The following is a 16141-nucleotide window of genomic DNA, read 5'->3' on the forward strand; positions in this document are numbered from 1 at the left end:
AGCCAATGACGCGCCGAGAATGCAGATCGATGATGACGGCCAGATACAACCACCCTTCGCTGGTCAAGATATGGGATCTGTCGCCCGCCCACTTCTGGTTTGGCTTCTCAGCGCCAAAATCACGGTCCAGCAGGTTTGCCGCGATATTAAACTTATGATTACCGTCCGTCGTGACCTTGTGTTTGCGGGTTCTAACCACGGATACCGGCCCAACGGCAAAGACCGGGCTGACCTCATTGGAGAACGTGTCATCGAGCCCACCGATCACGGTCGGAAAACTCTGGCTCGCCAGTCCGAAAACTCGGCTGCATCCAAAATGAACGCCACCCTGTCTGTCTCCTCGAATATTTTGGGTCGTATGTTGAGCCTGCAAAAGACGCTTTTCATGGACTTACCTGCCTGGGGATAGGGGCGGAAATATGGCATGACACTGCAAAGGCGAATCTCACCCAATACACCAATCGTTAAATAACAAGGGTCAGACACTTCAATCGGTGAAACAGTGCGGCAGAAAAATTCTGCATTGTTGCTCGATCTGAGTGGAAACACATTGTTTTCGCGTAAAAAAATCGTGTTGTATGGACAGCCCTTCGCCAAAAGTGTTTGTAATAAGGCAAATTAGCGGCACAAAAATGGAGGTCGTGCGGTTGGGTTTTAGAGATAATCGCGCAACAGTGAGTAAGATGATAGATATCTCAAGAAAAGCCGTTCTGGCGGGGGAAAAACTTGCGCTGAAGTTGGCGGACACTTCCGCAGCGTCTGGCGGGCCCCCCAACTTTTTGTCAAAAATTGGGCAGAATTCCGTTGGCTCTCGACCTAAGAATACAAAAGTTATTTTTTATTCTTATTTGTCGGAACACTCATTCCAGAAAAGATAGTTATCTCAGAACCTACCGAGAAGGAGGAATTTAAATGAAATATTCAACATGCTTTAAGACAACTGTTTCTTTCACAGTTCTGTTAGTATTTTGCAGCAGCTTTCCTAGTGAATCTCAGGCGCGTGAGAGCCACGATATGTGTAAATTGGATCAGGTTCCCGCAAGATTTATTAAAAAGGTGAAGAAGCGGCCTGATTACGAAAATATCTTGCAGCGGATGTTTGAATCTTGCCCCGTAGCCGCTTTGGCATTGGCCGGATCCGCAACGGCGTCAGTTGGTCAGAGTGCTGATGGAGCGACAGGCGGAGACGATGGCGGCTCTGGCGGTTCCGGTGGCGGCTCTGGCGGTTCCGGTAGCGGTTCCGGCGGCGGCTCTGGCGGTTCAGGTGGTGGCTCTGGTGGTTCAGGTGGCGGCTCTGGTGGTTCAGGTGGCGGCTCTGGTGGTTCAGGTGGCGGCTCTGGTGGTTCAGGTGGCGGCTCTGGTGGTTCAGGTGGTGGTGGTTCAGGTGGCGGTGGTGGTGGTGGGGCTTCTGGCCCCGGTAACGGAAACAGCGGTAACACCAACGGCAACTCCGGAAATTCCAACGGCCAGGGCGCTGACGACGGCCCCGGCAACCAAGGCAACGGCGGCAATAATGGCGGCCAAGGCGGCGGCGGTGGTAACGGCGGCGGCGGCGGTAACGGCGGCGGCGGTGGTAACGGCGGCGGCGGCGGTAACGGCGGCGGCGGTGGTAACGGCGGGAAATAACTCGGAAGCGAGCTTTAGCCAATCGACCTATAAGATCGGTTGGCTCCCTCATCCTTAGTTATTATCCATCCAAGCGAACGTCTGACTATCACTTGGAGGCAGTGGGGCGTTCAGTTATAATTCCGCCTGCGAGCACCGCGTGCCAAGTACCCAGGGCTTCAGGATTCTGCAATTTCAGAAACGTGTAGCCAGTTCTCTTCCAAGGACGGATGTCTTTGTTCAAATTGTCTAATACGAAGTCCCCGTTGGACGTTCGTAGGACCAATACCGCGTGACTCTGCAGGCGGCGATCTAAGACTGTCGCGATCAATAGGTTTGTCGAAGAAACTCCATGCTCAATGAGAGTTTTCTTCTTTAGCAGGGCGAAATCCTCGCAATCACCGCCACGCGCCGTCGGCAGCGCCCAGTGCTCTTCCCGCCCGTATTGTACGCGATCTGCGATTGCACGGGTTTGGCGGTTCACCTTGGTGTTGACGGCCGTAGCCAACCGAAGCAATGCGCCATCACTCATGCGCGCTTTAGCAGTAGAAGCGCAAAGCCATGTGTATTTTGAACATAGGCCCGAAAAACCAGCCGGTGCGGAAATCGCGCTTTTCGCGACAAGGAACGGCCCGCTGGTGCCCCCCGCATACGCTGGCGAAAGCAAGAGAAAAAAAAGCGTAGAAGTCACTGCGAAAAGAGATCGTGAAAATTTCTTTTTGAATTCCCGGATTAAAGACGATGATAAGCTGAACTTCTGGTGAGGGGCAACCTGGGTCTTTACACTTATTGTGGTGCCGCACTGCCGCAGACTTAAGGTCATGAAAGCTTCGGCACCATCGCAGGACATTTGCTCTCTCATTCTTGATACAGATTGATAACTAAGCTTCATATCAAACTTAGGCCAATATGTGTCAACAAAATGGAGCCAATACGATATTATTAGGTAGCCGACTCATAAAACTCGATCCACAGACGCACCAAGGCCAGTTTGATCATTGCCAGAAAGTTTCGTGACGTTTTCTCAGAGGTGGTCGCGGAATTTCGGACCATTCGTTAAGGTGGATCGCATGACGAAAGAAGTGATCCAAAATTAAGAAACGAAGGAACCATTCGCCAGAATTCAAAGCCCGCGTTGCGCTTGAAGCGATCGGTGAAGAGATGACGCTTGCAGAACTGTCCAAGAAGTAGGGCGTCCACCCGACGCAGATCGGCACTTGGAAGCGGGCGGCGATAGAGAACATGATCACGGCTTTTACGCGACGCAGTGCCGCGCCAGAACAGGTGAGCGCCGCCAACGTTGACAGGCAGCATTCAAAGATTGGCCAGCTTGTGGTGGAACGGGATTTTTTGGCCGATGCCTCGCAGCAGTTGCTCGGGACGCGAGGCAAAAAATGGTGAGCAAGGGTCATAAGTTGAGCATGCGTCGTCAGTGCGCGTTGCTGACGTTGTCGCGATCTAATCTGTACTATGAACCGAAGGGCGAGAGCTCTGAGAATCTGCGGTTCATGGAAATCATCGATAAGCAGTTCCTGGAAACACCGTGGTATGGCTCGCGGCAGATGGCACGTTACATGCAGCGCAATGACCACCGATGTGGGCGGCACCGTGTGCGCCGTCTAATGCGCCTCATGCGTTTGGTTCCGATTTATCAAGAACCCAACACGAGCAAGAAACACCCGCAACACAAGATCTGGCCATACTTGCTGAGGAACGCGATCATCGACCGCCCGAACCAGGTTTGGTGTGCAGATATCACCTACATCCCTATGCGTCGGGGCTTCCTGTACCTGGTCGCAATCATGGATTGGTACAGCCGCAAGGTCTTGGCCTGGCGGTTGTCAAACAGCATGGATGCGGAATTCTGTATCGAGGCCCTGAAAGAGGCATTGGCCAAACATGGCACACCGGAAACCTTCAACAGCGATCAAGGCAGCCAGTTCACCAGCGGCGCTTGGATCGACGTGCTCACGGACGCAAAAATCAAGATCAGCATGGATGGGAAAGGCGCATGGCGCGACAATCGCATGATCGAAAGGCTGTGGCGATCGTTGAAGTATGAATGTGTCTATCTGAACGCCTTCGAAACGGGGTCAGAGATGCGCGCGGGGATCAGCAAATGGCTGACCTACTACAACGCTGAACGACCCCATTCGACGCACGGCATGTTGACCCCCGGTGAGGCCTATGACAGCAAAACACAACCAATGAGAATAGCAGCCTAAATGAAGCTCTGATCCATCTTAACAAGGCTGCAAGCTGGTCGAATATCTAGGACCACCTCTTGCCTCGATTTTACAGCAATTGCCCTGAGCCCAACACTGCGGGAAATATACAGCTGGGTGATCAAAATCAGGGTGGAAATTGAGACCATCCGTTCTCTAAGTATATTGGCGAAGTGACTTGAGCTGAATAGACGTCGTAGTGCTCAAAAATGATCCATTCCTAGATATGCTGAGGTATTTTTGAGGCATGAATTATTATTTACTATATTAAATTATTATTTTTCATATGTTTGGGATATAAGTAAGGCGGCCTGTCTCTCCGCCACAAACGACGACCAAACGTTTGATATTAAACAATAAAGCAAGATACTTTCGTTCACGTTCCCACGCGTGTTCCCACGGGCAAGGATCGTACCCCTTCTGCTTTCTGAACACGTCTGGGCGTGTCTCTTCATTCATCAGGCTTCCGCCCTGTGATCAACTCCCTCTGGCGTTCTCTGCTGATCTGGCCGTAGCTGCGCAGGGTGGTCAGAACATCGGTATGGCCAAGGTTTTGCGAATTGGCGACGAACTCGGCAACAGATTTGGACGTGTTCGCAGCGTGGCGCGCCAGCATGTGTCGGAAGGCGTGCGGGCCGAAATTGGGCAAGCCCGCGCGCGCGAACGCGCCGTTGACGATTTTGCGCACGGGTTCGGTGCTTTTCCAAGGGCTACGCTCAAAACCATCGGCTTTGAAGCCGGTATTTGACTGCGCAGCGATGGCAGTGGCGGGGAAGATTGGATCGCCGGGACCATAGAGGGCGATCTCGTCCAGATGAGTGATCCAAGCGGCCAGCACTTCTTCGGCTTCCTCAAAGCCCTTGGCAAAGAATGTGTCGATGCTCTTGCCGAACTTCGTCGCGACCTCGCGGGGGTTTTGCGTTACGGATTTCTCGGATAGTTCAACATGCTTGACCCGCAGTGAGACCAGCGCGGCCACGCAATTATTACCTTCATATCGAAGGTGCGATACTTCGATTGATTGTACAAGCGGACGTGTTTTCATGTCATCGCCGCATTATCTTTGCCAACGGCAAACACTCCCGGCCCAAAGCGGCCGCCCAACCTGGTCGTTGACGCTGCGAGGCAGCTTTGTCTTTGCCGTCATTCTTACACAGCACAGCTGTTTTCCCGGGGATGCAGTCGATCTGCAGGGCTTTCCCAACAGTGGGACACAGCATTTTCAGGTAACTTTCGTCGTTATCCTCGGTTTTGAAGTTATGTCGCATAGCAAAGCGCGTTAGAGAGAGGCAAATCTAGTGCACCATACCAAGGTACCCCATGACCCCGCTGATCCTCACCTCTCTGGCTGACCTGCAAGGCTTGACTGTCGATACCATCATCGACGTCCGCGCACCGGCCGAGTACCGCGAGGACCATCTGCCCGGTGCGATCAACATGCCAGTCCTCGACGATGCCCAACGGGCCGAGGTTGGCACGATCTATACGCAAGCCAGCCCCTTTATGGCCCGCAAAGTCGGTGGCGCATTGGTGGCGCAGAACATCGCGAGCCACCTGCGCGGCCCGCTTGCGGACAAAGACGGTGCATGGCAGCCACTGGTCTATTGCTGGCGTGGCGGACAACGCTCGGGTGCCTTCGCCACAATCCTTGATCACGTTGGCTGGCGCGTGCGACTGCTAAAGGGGGGGTACCAAAGCTATCGCCGCGAGGTCGTCAAAACGCTTTACACAACCGCTCTGCCCCACCGCCTGATGCTCATCGACGGCGGGACCGGAACAGCCAAAACCGCGCTTTTGCACCAGTTGGCCGCACAGGGCGCACAGAGTCTCGACCTTGAAGGGCTGGCCGCCCATCGCGGCTCACTTTTTGGCGGGGTCAGTACGCCACAGCCTTCGCAAAAGGCATTCGAAACCCGCATCGCCGAAGAATTGACCACGCTTGACCCTGACAAAATAACCTTTGTCGAGGCAGAGAGCAGCAAGATCGGTGACCGCATAATTCCGCCATCGCTCTGGGCCTTGATGACAGAGGCCACCCGCATCCACATCACAGCACCGTTGCACGCGCGCAGCAACTTCCTGTGTCGTGCATACGCCGACCTTACGCAGGACAAAGCCGCCCTAAGCGACCTGCTGGACAAATTGCGCCCTTATCATGCGCGCGCGCGGATCGAACAGTGGCAGACGCAGGCACAAACAGACGATTGGCAATCATTGGCAGCAGGGCTGATCGCAGATCACTATGACCCGCGCTATGCCAAATCCGCAGATCTCAGAGACACCCCTGTTCACAGGATCGAAGTATCTGATCTCGACGACAACACACTTGCCCGAACCGCGCGAGCCTTAAACGCAAAGTTCAGCTAGAACATGGTGCGTTCGCATGTTCGAGAAGCTCAGAACCGGTTCCCACTTTTGAACAACATGCCTTAAGACGCAAATGCCCTGCTCCCTCGGTCAACCGGCCAATCACATGGCCCACGCAACCTTTTGCACCTAGCGACTCAATCACGGCAGTACTCTGCCCTTCCGGCACCGCAGCCAACAATCCGCCTGCCGTTTGCGGATCATAGAGCAACGCATCCTGTACTCCCTCAATCGGCGCATCCGCGTGGTTCGCTGGCATCAATGTCGATGACACACCCGCATCTGACAACGCTCTTGCACCCGCATAGATCGGAATGGCATCCTGCCACAGATCCGCGTCCGTCCCCGAAGCCTCGCAGATCGCCTTAACATGTCCGGCCAGCCCAAAGCCGGTTACATCCGTCATCGCGTGGGCGACCGGCGCAAGGATTGCCGCCTCGCGGTCCTGCGCCTGCGCCATGATGGCAAGCGCGGACGCTACATCGCGCCCGTCGGCCTGCCCGGCCATATCTGCCGCCAGAAGAACGCCTGATCCAATAGGCCGCGTCAGGATCAGAACATCTCCGGCCTTGGCCGCAGCAACCGTCAGCGGCATCGATTCCCTGGTCCCCGTCACGGTGAAGCCAATCGTCAGCTCCGGGCCCATGGTCGTATGCCCGCCCACCAATTGTGCACCTGCCGCATGCAAAACCTCTGTCGCAACCTGCGTAATTTCCGACAACGTTCGCGCCTGCAATTCGGCGGACATCTGCGGCACAACAATCGACGCCAACCCGACCTGCGGCTGCGCCCCCATCGCCCAGACATCGCCCAAAGCATGCACCGCCGCGATCCGTGTCATCAGTTCAGGATCATCAATAAAGCTGCGCAAATGGTCGGTGCTGATCACCTGGAACCCGCCACCAGGCTGACGTAACACCGCGGCATCATCCCCCACACCGGCCACGACCTCACCACTGGGCTGTGCCACCGTCTGTAATGCGCCTGAGAGCACCCCGTGGCCCACCTTGGCGCCACAGCCACCGCATAACGGCCTGGCCGCCAATATCTCTGCCACTCCAGTCGCCATTTCACCCATTGCCTTGGGCACGACCATCTTTGGCAGATCATTGACCCGGTCCATGAACGCCCGGTCAATCCGGTCTTTCCAGCGCCACATGAACGGCCCCGTCAGGGTAACTCCGAATTTCTCGGCCATCGCGGTTTGCCCGCCCATCGAGATCAGCTTGAGGTAGTTCTTTTGCGGCTTCCACGTCTTGCGCCGCCCCCCACTCAGCGCCGCGCGCAGATTATGATGCAATACAGGCGCGGCCCGCACAGCAAACACGCCTGCCTTGGGCCGGGGCGCATGCGGCATCACCGCACAATCGCCAACCGCAAACAGCGCCTTATCCCCGACCACACCGAGATCGGCACCGATTTCTATAAACCCGTCCCTCTGGGGCAAATCCGTATGTGCGATCCAACTATGCGCAAACGCGCCCGCCGCACCAACACAAAGCATCGCCGCAACAGGGGCCTGCCCGCTCAGCAACACCTTGTCTGCACAGATCTCAACCACCGTGGCCTCGGTTTTCACCACAATCCCCAGACCGTCCATAGCCACCAACATCCGTTGACGCGCTTTGTCTCCAACACCGGAAATCTGCGGCCCCGCCTCAATCACCGTCACACGCGGGGCCACGCCCGCGGCCCGCAATGCAAAGGTCATCGCCATCGCAAGTTCGCATCCCGCGACACCGCCGCCAATCACGGCCACATCGGGGGCAACCTGACCCTGCGCTGTCTGCTCCAGAAAATCACGCCACCGTGCGGCATAGGTATCCAGGGGCTTGGCCCCAATCCCGTGTTCTGCAAATCCCGGCAGGTCCATCTGCGCCGTGATTCCCACATCAATCGACGCCACATCATAGGTCAGCGGCCCGCGCCCCTCCAACGCCACCTCACGCCGCGCCCGGTCAAATCCAACCGCCTTGTCGAAGATCAGCCGCGCGCCCGCATGACGACACAACCGCACCAGATCAATCTCAAGGTCATCGCGCCCGTAATGCCCCGCCACATATCCCGGAAGCATGCCTGTATAGGGTGCGGTCGGCCCCGGATTGATCACCGTCAGCCGTGCGCCGGGCAACGGGTCCATCCCCCAGGCCTTCAGCACCAAAGCATGCGCATGCCCGCCACCAACCAATACCAAATCGCGTGTATAGGGCACCGTCGTCAGCACAGATTATCCCTCTTATTGGTCATGAAAATTCCATGGGTTTGGGGCAGGTTCACAACACTCCCCTTCTCAATCGTCTGTAACAGCGGAGTTCAATGAAACACCAATGAAAATCCCAGTCTGAGGTGCCCTTAGTCACCTAGACACCTGCTTTTTTCAGATTGCGGTGTCTTTGTTCGAAGTCAACGGTCGACAGCATGCCGTTGTTCATGCGCTTGCGTTTTGGGTTGCAGAACAGCTCGATGGTTTCGAACACGTCCCTTCTGGCCTGCTCGCGTGTCCGATATATGCGCCGTCTGATTTTTTCTCGCTTCAAGAGCTGAAAGAAGCTCTCTGCGACGGCGTTGTCATGGCAATTGCCCTGCGGCTCATGGAGTGTTCCAGACTGTGTTCACGCGGGAATCGGAGCATGCAATATCGATAGCGTGCTGCATCCAACCCAATTCACGCACTACCGTTGCAGGTTTCACTTTCTTGGAACGCTGGTCTCTGTGGGCGATGAAGTCGGAGGTTGTCAGCTTGAATATCTGCTTACCCGCCAGCTTCGGACAGGACCGCAAGAAACCGTTGATTGCATAGGTCTCATTGTCCGCGCACCGCTTCGTGCTGGTCACCTCGTCGCGATACCTTTCAAGCACTTGCCCAAAGGACATATTGGCACCCACATAGCTACCTATGTGCTGTAGCATGCCTTGCTCTGCCTGCAACTCGGTCTCACGCGCCCACTTCATGGCATCTGCACGCTTGCTGAATGTCTTCGATTGCGACCTACGATCCCTGCGCACTGTGGCCTGCCACTTGCCGCTAGGTCTCTTGTTCAATGTAGCCATCGTCTGCATCTCCGTTGATTGGAGACATCTTTGAAGTCTAAGTGCAGCGGAGGCGCAGCGGACGCTTGAATGCAGGCTGCGCGGTGAGTTGCGCAATCAGCGTAAGTGGTTGATACATTGTGCAGAAAGGATGGTGGGTGATGAGAGGCTCGAACTCCCGACATCTTCGGTGTAAACGAAGCGCTCTACCAACTGAGCTAATCACCCGAGTGCGGGCGTCTTAGCCAAGCCCGCCGCCCAGTGCAAGAGGCTTTGTTCACCTTCCTGCAAATCCTTTTGAATTGATCCGCCAAACGTGCGCCTAGCGCATCAAAACCACTGGCACCTTGCAGGACCGGATCATCGCCGTGGTGGTCGAGCCGATGATCAGGCTGCGAATGCGGCTATGGCCATAGGCGCCCATCACCAGCATGTCAAAATCCGCCTCTTCCACCAGCTTGCCAAGCGCCACATCGGGCTGCCCCGAGACAACACCGGTCTCGGCCTTGATCCCGGCTGCCTCAAGCAGGGCGCGGGCATTCTCAAGGCCTTTCTTGACCTCGGGCGTGGCCGTGCCAACGGTGACCACATGCACCGACAGACCCGCGAAAACCGGGCTACGCGCGATCTGGTCCACCGCTTTCATCGCAGAGATGCCGCCGTCATAGGCAACAAGCACCTTTTCGATCGGCTCAAAGGCGCGCGCGGCCACGACCACCGGTTTGTGGCTGGCGCGCACGATCCGCTCAAGGTTCGATCCCAGATGCCCCTTGGCAAAATCGGCCGCCTCGCCGCGTTTGCCGATCAGGATCATCGCCGCCTCGTCCTCGACCTCGGCCACGGTTTCAACGATATCGCCGTGGCGCAGCCGCGTGGTGATCTCGCTCACCCCGGCGCGTTCAAGAATGCCGCGTGCATCCTCAAGGATCGCCCGGCCACGATGCGCCACAAGCTTGGCGCGCTGCTCGTCCAGCGCCGCCAGTTCTTCCAGCAAAGCCGTGCGCGCCCCAAGCCGGATCGAGCCGGACAAATCGGCATTCTCGGCGCTCTCACGGCGCCCCAGCACATGCAAAAGCTCGACCGGCGCGCCCAAGCGCCCCGCAAGCCAGGCGGCATGCTCGCACACCGAGGCCGAATAAATCGAACCATCCACAAGCGCGATGATCTTGTCTGTCATGGGTTATCCCCCCTCAATGCGCCATCAACGTGTCTATGGCTCCGGGCTTATCATGAATTGCCAGCTTGTCGACGATGGTTTCGCTGGCCTCGTTCATACCTACAATCTCGACCTCGGCCCCGTCACGGCGGAATTTAAGGACCGCCATGTCGAGCGCCTGAACCGACGAGATATCCCAGATATGCGCCTGGCTCACGTCGATCACCACCCGGTCAAGCGCCTCTTTGAAGTCAAAGGCATTCATGAAATCCTCGACCGAGCCATAAAAAAGCTGCCCTTCCACGCGATAGGTCCGCACCCGACCATCGCTTGTGATATCGGTGGTGACCCGGAACAATTGCGCAATCTTGCCCGCAAAGAAAATCCCCGACAAGAGCACACCCACCAGCACGCCGATGGCAAGGTTGTGGGTATAAACCACCATCACCACCGTCGCGATCATCACGATCGAGGACGAGCGCGGATGGGTGCGCAATTCCTTGACCGAGGACCAGCTGAACGTGCCGACCGAGACCATGATCATGATCGCCACAAGCGCCGCCATCGGGATGCGGCTTACCATATCGCCAAGCCCGACCACGAGGATCAACAGGCACACACCGGCCACGAAAGACGACAGGCGCCCGCGCCCGCCGGATTTGACGTTGATGATCGACTGCCCGATCATCGCACAGCCCGCCATGCCACCGATAAAGCCGGTGGCCGAATTGGCCAGACCCTGACCGATGCATTCCTGATTGCGGTTCGATTTGGTGTCGGTCAGATCGTCAACGATATTCTGCGTCATCAGGCTCTCGAGCAGACCCACAACCGCCACCGCGATCGAATAGGGCAGAATGATCTTGAGGGTCTCAAGGTTGAACGGAATGTCGGGGATCAGAAAGATCGGCAAAGTATCGGGCAGGTCCCCCATATCGCCGACCGTGCGCACATCAAGCCCCAGCGAAAGCGTCACCGCCGTCAGAACGATGATCGTCACAAGTGGCGAGGGAATGGCCTTGGTCACCAGCGGGAAAAGGTAAATTATGCAAAGGCCCGCCGCCACCAGAACATAGGTGATCCAGGGCACAAGGCGCGGGTCAAGCTCGGGCAGTTGGGCCATGAAAATAAGGATCGCAAGCGCATTGACGAACCCCGTCATTACAGATTTCGAGACATAGCGCATCACGAACCCAAGCCGCAAAATGCCCGCCCCGATCTGGAGCAACCCGGCCAGAACGGTCGCCGCCAAGAGGTATTCCAACCCGTAATCGCGCACCAGCGTGACCATCAAAACGGCCGTCGCCGCCGTGGCCGCCGAAATCATCCCCGGCCGCCCGCCGGTGATCGCGGTGATAACGGCAATCGAGAAACTGGCATAAAGCCCGACCTTGGGGTCAACCCCGGCAATGATCGAAAAGGCAATCGCCTCGGGAATAAGCGCAAGCGCCACCACCAGTCCCGACAAGACGTCGCCTCTGATATTTCCCAGCCATTGGCCCCTATAGGCATCAAGTGAAATCATGTGAAATCCGTTCCTGACCGAGCCAGCCGCGGCCGGGCCCTGTCATGTCTGTGCAGTTTTATCGTCGATGAACCGGCGCATTCAACCGCCGCCAAAGCGCCCAGGGTCACACCAGGGGCACCTGTTGATTGGGCGCACGCTTTACCGCCCCTGCCCGGCCTTGCCAACCCCATGCGCGCGCATTGCTGCTATGGCGTTGCGGCCGGGTCGCGCGGCAAAGGCTTGGCCGTGTCCGGCTTGACCGCCTCGGGGCCGGCCTCTGGCGCGCGCGCCACAAAATCAGGCATGCTAAAGGCATCTTTGCTCAGCCCGCGTTTTTTGGCCGTGGCGCGCACCGCCTCCCGCAGGCTCTCGCTGCGCTTGAGCAGCTTCACAAAGCGCGCCTCGTCCAGCACCAAAAGTGTCGAGGGCGCAATCGCGCGCACCTCTGTGCGGCGCGGTTTTTCCATAAGAACCGCCATCTGGCCAAACATATCGCCCCGGCCAAGCCGCCAGGTCTGGTTCGCAGTCTCAAGCTCGACCGCGCCGGAGGCGACAAAAAACACGCTTTTGGCGGCGGCGTCCTTGCGCACGATCACCTCTTCTTCGTTGACATAGCGCGTGCGCAACGCCCGCGTCAGGCGCTTGAGGCTGCGTGCATCAAGCCCGCGAAACAGCTTGAACTGGCTTACCAACTCGGCCTTTTGAACCGCAAGATCAAGCTTGGGGCGCTCTTCGGCCTTGAGGCGGCGGGCGTCGATATCCTGAACCAGCGAGGTATAAAGCTCTGACCCGATCAACCCATCTTCGCGCATCGCCTCGTATTCGCGCGCCTCAAGGCGCAGCGCGGTGCGGCGAATAAAGCGGCGCTCAAGCTCTTCGGCATAGCCCGGATATTGCAGGCGCAGCCCCTCAAGCGCGGTCTCGACCCGCTCGACCCGCCGGGTCTGAAGCTCGTGCAGCAACTCGGCCACGCGGCGGCCATGAATGCGCCGGATGCGCTTGTCGATAAAGCCGCTCAGGTCGCGCAGGATCAGGCGTTGCGACAGCAGCACCTCAAAGCGATCCGCCGTCATCCGCGCCAGCGGCCGCGACAGGCCAAGCCGGTTGTTGAGAACCACAGCAGTATGAAACGCCCGGTCATAGCGCAGGCTTTTGCGCGCGGCGCGCTGATAGCCGGTACGCCCGCCGCTGCGCGTCGCCTCGATCAGGCGGTCCGCCTCGCTCAAAATCTGTTCCGAAAGGCGCGCCGAAATCGCCCGCTCGCGGAACCGCGCCAGAATCGTGTCACGCTCGGCCCCCGCAAGCGCAATCAGGCCAAGCGTGATCCGGTCGCGATCCGAAATCGCGGCATCATCCTCGGCCGCCTTGACCGCGCCATCAAGCCGCTCGCCAAACCGCTTGGCCTCGGAGCGCACGGTTTCCTTGGTCAGCTCGTAATTCTCCGACACCCGCGCCACATCCTCGCGCACCGTCTGAAGCGCGACCGCAATCACCTGATTGCTGAGCGCCGAATCCAGCGGTGACAGCCGGTCAAGCCCAAGCCGCCCGATCACCCACCGCAGGGTCGTGCCCTGTACCAACAGCGTGAACAGGGTAAAGCCCGTGGCAAGGATACCGACCAGCCGCTTGGCCTCAAGCGGCACGCGCACACTTTCGGTCACCGCAAGCGCAAGCGCCAGAGTGACCGCGCCGCGCAAACCGCCCCAGAGGATCGCCGCGCGATAGGGTCGCTCGACCACCGGCGACAGTCTGACCGCCGACAAAAGCGGCATCAGGCCAAACAGGATAAGCGCACGCGCCGCAATCGCCGCCAGCGTTACCACCACGATCAGGATGAAATCGCTCGCCCGCACCTCTTCGAGCAGGCGCGGGATCAACAAAGCCGCAAGAATAAAGATCAGCGCCCCGGCCCAATGTGCCAAAAGGTTCCAGACCTCGCGCAGGTTGGCCCAGGCATTGGGCGGCAAGCGCGCCGGCCCCGTCAGGTTAAGCGTCAGCCCCGCCGCCACCACCGCGATCACGCCCGATGCGCCCACGCTCTGTTCGGCGCCGATATAGGCCAGGTACGGCAAGGCCACCGAGACCGAGATCAAGGCCAGCTCGTAGCGCGCGAAAAGTGCCATGATCCAGACCGCGATCCGCGCCGCCAGCCAACCCACCAAGGCGCCGCCCGCGATCAGGACCGGAAACTGCGCCAGGGCATCGCTAAGCGTCGGGTCGGGCACGCCGAGGCGCACGAACCCCATGAACAGGCCAAAAAGCGCAATCGCCGCCGCGTCATTCAACAGGCTCTCGCCCTCGATGATCCGTGACAACCGCCGCGGCGCCGAGATCGAGCGGAAGATCCCGACCACCGCCGAGGGGTCGGTCGTACTGACAATCGCGCCGATCAGAAGACAGGCCGCAATCGGCAAGGCACTCGCCCAGGCAAGCGCATAGCCAACCGCCAGCGTCGCCACCACGACCGCCACCACCGCCAGCACCAGGATCGGCACCCAGTCATCCAGCATGCGGCGCGGATTGACCCCAAGCGTGACCTGAAACAACAAGGTCGGCAGAAAGACATACAAGAAGACGTTCGAGCGGATCGGCAACGCCAGAATCGCCTCTGCCACCGGATTAAGCGCATCCGTGATATCAGTGCGCAGGAAAAAGATCGCCGCCGCGCCGATCAGCATGCCAAGACAGGCCAGAATAACGCTATAGGGAAGGCGCAGCCGCGCCGCCAACGGGTCAGCCGCGGCTATGACAAGAAACAGCGATGCGATGATCGTGGTAACAAGAACAATATCCATAGGCCTGAAATAGCTCAAAAATCAGCGGTATGAAATCACGCTTATGAGGAATGCGCGCAAGACGACCCTGCGGGCGCTTACAGAACAGAGGGGGGACAATGGTGGGTGATAAGGGATTTGAACATTCCTACGGCCCCCTACCCTTGTATAATTGATTTTGCTTGATTTTTGTTCAATTTCCACCATACATTCACCATACAAAGCAAAGCTCATGGCAGCAAAAAAGACGAATAGGCCTCTCCCGAAATACATGACAGCGACCGCGTACAAGTATCAACGCCGTGTGCCGGTCAGCGTTGCCAAACTTGTTGGACAAAAAATTTGGGACTTGAGTTTAGGCTCGAACTTACAAACTGCTGTTGAGCGGTGTGCCAAACTAACAGCGCAACACGATAGGCTAATTGCCTTTCTTAGCGACAAGGAGGCACTGCAAGAAGCAAAGGAAGATGTACTCGCCGTTACCCCCGCAGCGAACCTCTTGGCGATGATCGAGAACGAACACGAAGAATTAGAAGCGACATGGCGAGACATCGAATACTACGTTGACGGCGCACGGGGGCTGACACCGCGCCGCGAACTAGAAACGCTGGCAATATTCGCCTACCAGGCCTTCGGCGACGCAGCCTACATGGATCAGATCGCCAACCCGACTGCAATGCTCACTGTCGCAAAGCAACTACCTGTAGCGCCGCCCCCGTCAGGGGATGACAGGATAGCTTTGGCAACGTTCAACGCTATGAAGAGCGTATTGGATGACCGGTTAGCAGAAATTAACGCAGCGAAGCCTAGCGACCCCGACAGGACGATAACGGCAAGAATGGATCAGTACATCACCTATAAGGCGGTCAAGTCATCTACCGCGCGGGTACAAAATGCGCATCCGGCGCTTTGTGCAGTTTGCAGGCAACCTAACTTTAGATCAAATAAAATGGCCCCTACTCCGAAAGTATCGGGACCAACTGCTTCAAGAAATGGGGCGCTCTTCTGTGGCGCAATACTTCTACCCATAAAATCTTTGTACAAATGGGCGCTAAAAGAAGATATCGTTGACGTCGATCCTAGCGAGAGGATTGACATTCCAAACAACAACAAGACCGTTGAAGAGTCACGCTGGCAAGCCTTCAATCAAAACGAAATCAAAATTACCTGAGACGCCGTTAAGGCTGCATGGGGCCAGAAAGCGATACACGCTTATCGCCCGAACGCCGCGCAATCTTCCTTATGACTTTCAGAGTCATGTTATGGACAGAACTGCCGACCGAGGCGACGGTCGCCAGTGTCATCGTTGCCAAGTTCGCGGATCACCTGCCGCTGTATCGACAAGCTCAAATCTATGCGCGGCAGGGTGTCGATCTCGATCACTCCACACTGGCGGCATGGGTGGGCAAGGCCGCTTATGAACTGGCCCCCGTTTACGACGCTCTGATGGCCGACCTAAAGAGATCCACCAAGCTCT

General features: G+C 57.4%; 10 protein-coding genes, 1 tRNA gene and 4 pseudogenes. 5 read left to right on the forward strand and 10 right to left on the reverse strand.

Annotated elements, in window-relative coordinates; translation table 11 throughout:
* Positions 1–187: pseudogene (locus BUB78_RS19000) on the reverse strand (IS3 family transposase); the annotation flags it as partial.
* A gap of 981 nt (positions 188–1168) precedes the next feature.
* Between BUB78_RS19000 and BUB78_RS20805 the strand changes: the two are divergent.
* Entirely contained in the window at positions 1169–1684 is a 516-nt protein-coding gene (locus BUB78_RS20805) for a hypothetical protein (protein WP_170865116.1), read from the forward strand.
* A 30-nt stretch (positions 1685–1714) separates the two neighbouring features.
* On the opposite strand, the gene BUB78_RS19010 is transcribed toward BUB78_RS20805, so the two are convergent.
* The gene (locus BUB78_RS19010) at positions 1715–2467 is read right to left on the reverse strand and encodes a transglutaminase-like cysteine peptidase (protein WP_245813589.1); all 753 of its coding nucleotides are present in this window, start codon (positions 2465–2467) and stop codon (positions 1715–1717) included.
* 230 nt (positions 2468–2697) lie between these two features.
* Between BUB78_RS19010 and BUB78_RS19020 the strand changes: the two are divergent.
* A pseudogene (locus BUB78_RS19020) lies at positions 2698–3830 on the forward strand (IS3 family transposase).
* A gap of 451 nt (positions 3831–4281) precedes the next feature.
* On the opposite strand, the gene BUB78_RS19025 reads toward BUB78_RS19020, so the two are convergent.
* Positions 4282–4875 (reverse strand): site-specific integrase, encoded by a 594-nt coding sequence (locus tag BUB78_RS19025; protein ID WP_139279406.1) that lies wholly within the window; start codon positions 4873–4875, stop codon positions 4282–4284.
* Positions 4876–5150: 275 nt separating this feature from the next.
* Here BUB78_RS19025 and mnmH point away from each other — a divergent pair, with 275 nt between their 5' ends.
* Positions 5151–6197 carry a tRNA 2-selenouridine(34) synthase MnmH gene (mnmH, locus tag BUB78_RS19035; protein WP_073200879.1) on the forward strand — a complete coding sequence of 349 codons (1047 nt, stop codon included), beginning with the start codon at positions 5151–5153 and terminating at the stop codon, positions 6195–6197.
* Here the strand turns inward: mnmH and selD are convergent.
* The 7 genes and pseudogenes from selD to BUB78_RS19070 form a co-directional block, all read right to left on the reverse strand.
* Positions 6190–8409: a selenide, water dikinase SelD gene (gene selD / locus BUB78_RS19040; RefSeq protein ID WP_245813591.1), complete on the reverse strand. Its 2220-nt coding sequence runs from the start codon at positions 8407–8409 to the stop codon at positions 6190–6192. The two genes, mnmH and selD, sit on opposite strands and share 8 nt — an antisense overlap.
* Positions 8410–8557: 148 nt before the next feature.
* Positions 8558–8820: pseudogene (locus tag BUB78_RS19045) on the reverse strand (IS3 family transposase); the annotation flags it as partial.
* Complete coding sequence (locus tag BUB78_RS19050; RefSeq protein WP_139279407.1) at positions 8787–9248, reverse strand: hypothetical protein; 462 nt, start codon at positions 9246–9248, stop codon at positions 8787–8789. The pseudogene BUB78_RS19045 and the gene BUB78_RS19050, both read right to left, overlap by 34 nt.
* Before the next feature lie 131 nt (positions 9249–9379).
* Positions 9380–9455, reverse strand: a tRNA-Val gene (locus BUB78_RS19055).
* 94 nt (positions 9456–9549) lie between these two features.
* Positions 9550–10404 (reverse strand): universal stress protein, encoded by an 855-nt coding sequence (locus BUB78_RS19060; protein ID WP_073200885.1) that lies wholly within the window; start codon positions 10402–10404, stop codon positions 9550–9552.
* A 13-nt stretch (positions 10405–10417) separates the two neighbouring features.
* The gene (locus BUB78_RS19065) at positions 10418–11908 is read right to left on the reverse strand and encodes a SulP family inorganic anion transporter (protein ID WP_073200887.1); all 1491 of its coding nucleotides are present in this window, start codon (positions 11906–11908) and stop codon (positions 10418–10420) included.
* Positions 11909–12096: 188 nt separating this feature from the next.
* A complete protein-coding gene (locus tag BUB78_RS19070) occupies positions 12097–14685 on the reverse strand; it encodes a cation:proton antiporter (RefSeq protein WP_084732968.1) in 2589 nt (862 codons plus the stop codon).
* A 151-nt stretch (positions 14686–14836) separates the two neighbouring features.
* On the opposite strand from BUB78_RS19070, the gene BUB78_RS19075 reads away from it, so the two are divergent.
* A complete protein-coding gene (locus BUB78_RS19075; protein ID WP_220084047.1) occupies positions 14837–15835 on the forward strand; it encodes a DUF6538 domain-containing protein in 999 nt (332 codons plus the stop codon).
* Between the two features lie 101 nt (positions 15836–15936).
* A pseudogene (locus BUB78_RS19080) lies at positions 15937–16141 on the forward strand (IS66 family transposase); the annotation flags it as partial.

Source organism: Roseovarius marisflavi (assembly GCF_900142625.1).
GTDB classification, from domain to species: Bacteria; Pseudomonadota; Alphaproteobacteria; order Rhodobacterales; family Rhodobacteraceae; genus Roseovarius; species Roseovarius marisflavi.

Bases quoted from the DNA above. Each gene is read 5' to 3' on its own strand.
- BUB78_RS19065 (WP_073200887.1), bottom strand. From the start codon at position 11,908: ATGATTTCACTTGATGCCTATAGGGGCCAATGGCTGGGAAATATCAGA.
- BUB78_RS19060 (WP_073200885.1), bottom strand. From the start codon at position 10,404: ATGACAGACAAGATCATCGCGCTTGTGGATGGTTCGATTTATTCGGCC.
- BUB78_RS19070 (WP_084732968.1), bottom strand. From the start codon at position 14,685: ATGGATATTGTTCTTGTTACCACGATCATCGCATCGCTGTTTCTTGTC.
- BUB78_RS19050 (WP_139279407.1), bottom strand. From the start codon at position 9,248: ATGGCTACATTGAACAAGAGACCTAGCGGCAAGTGGCAGGCCACAGTG.
- BUB78_RS19010 (WP_245813589.1), bottom strand. From the start codon at position 2,467: ATGAGAGAGCAAATGTCCTGCGATGGTGCCGAAGCTTTCATGACCTTA.
- BUB78_RS20805 (WP_170865116.1), top strand. From the start codon at position 1,169: ATGGAGCGACAGGCGGAGACGATGGCGGCTCTGGCGGTTCCGGTGGCG.
- mnmH (WP_073200879.1), top strand. From the start codon at position 5,151: ATGACCCCGCTGATCCTCACCTCTCTGGCTGACCTGCAAGGCTTGACT.
- BUB78_RS19025 (WP_139279406.1), bottom strand. From the start codon at position 4,875: ATGAAAACACGTCCGCTTGTACAATCAATCGAAGTATCGCACCTTCGA.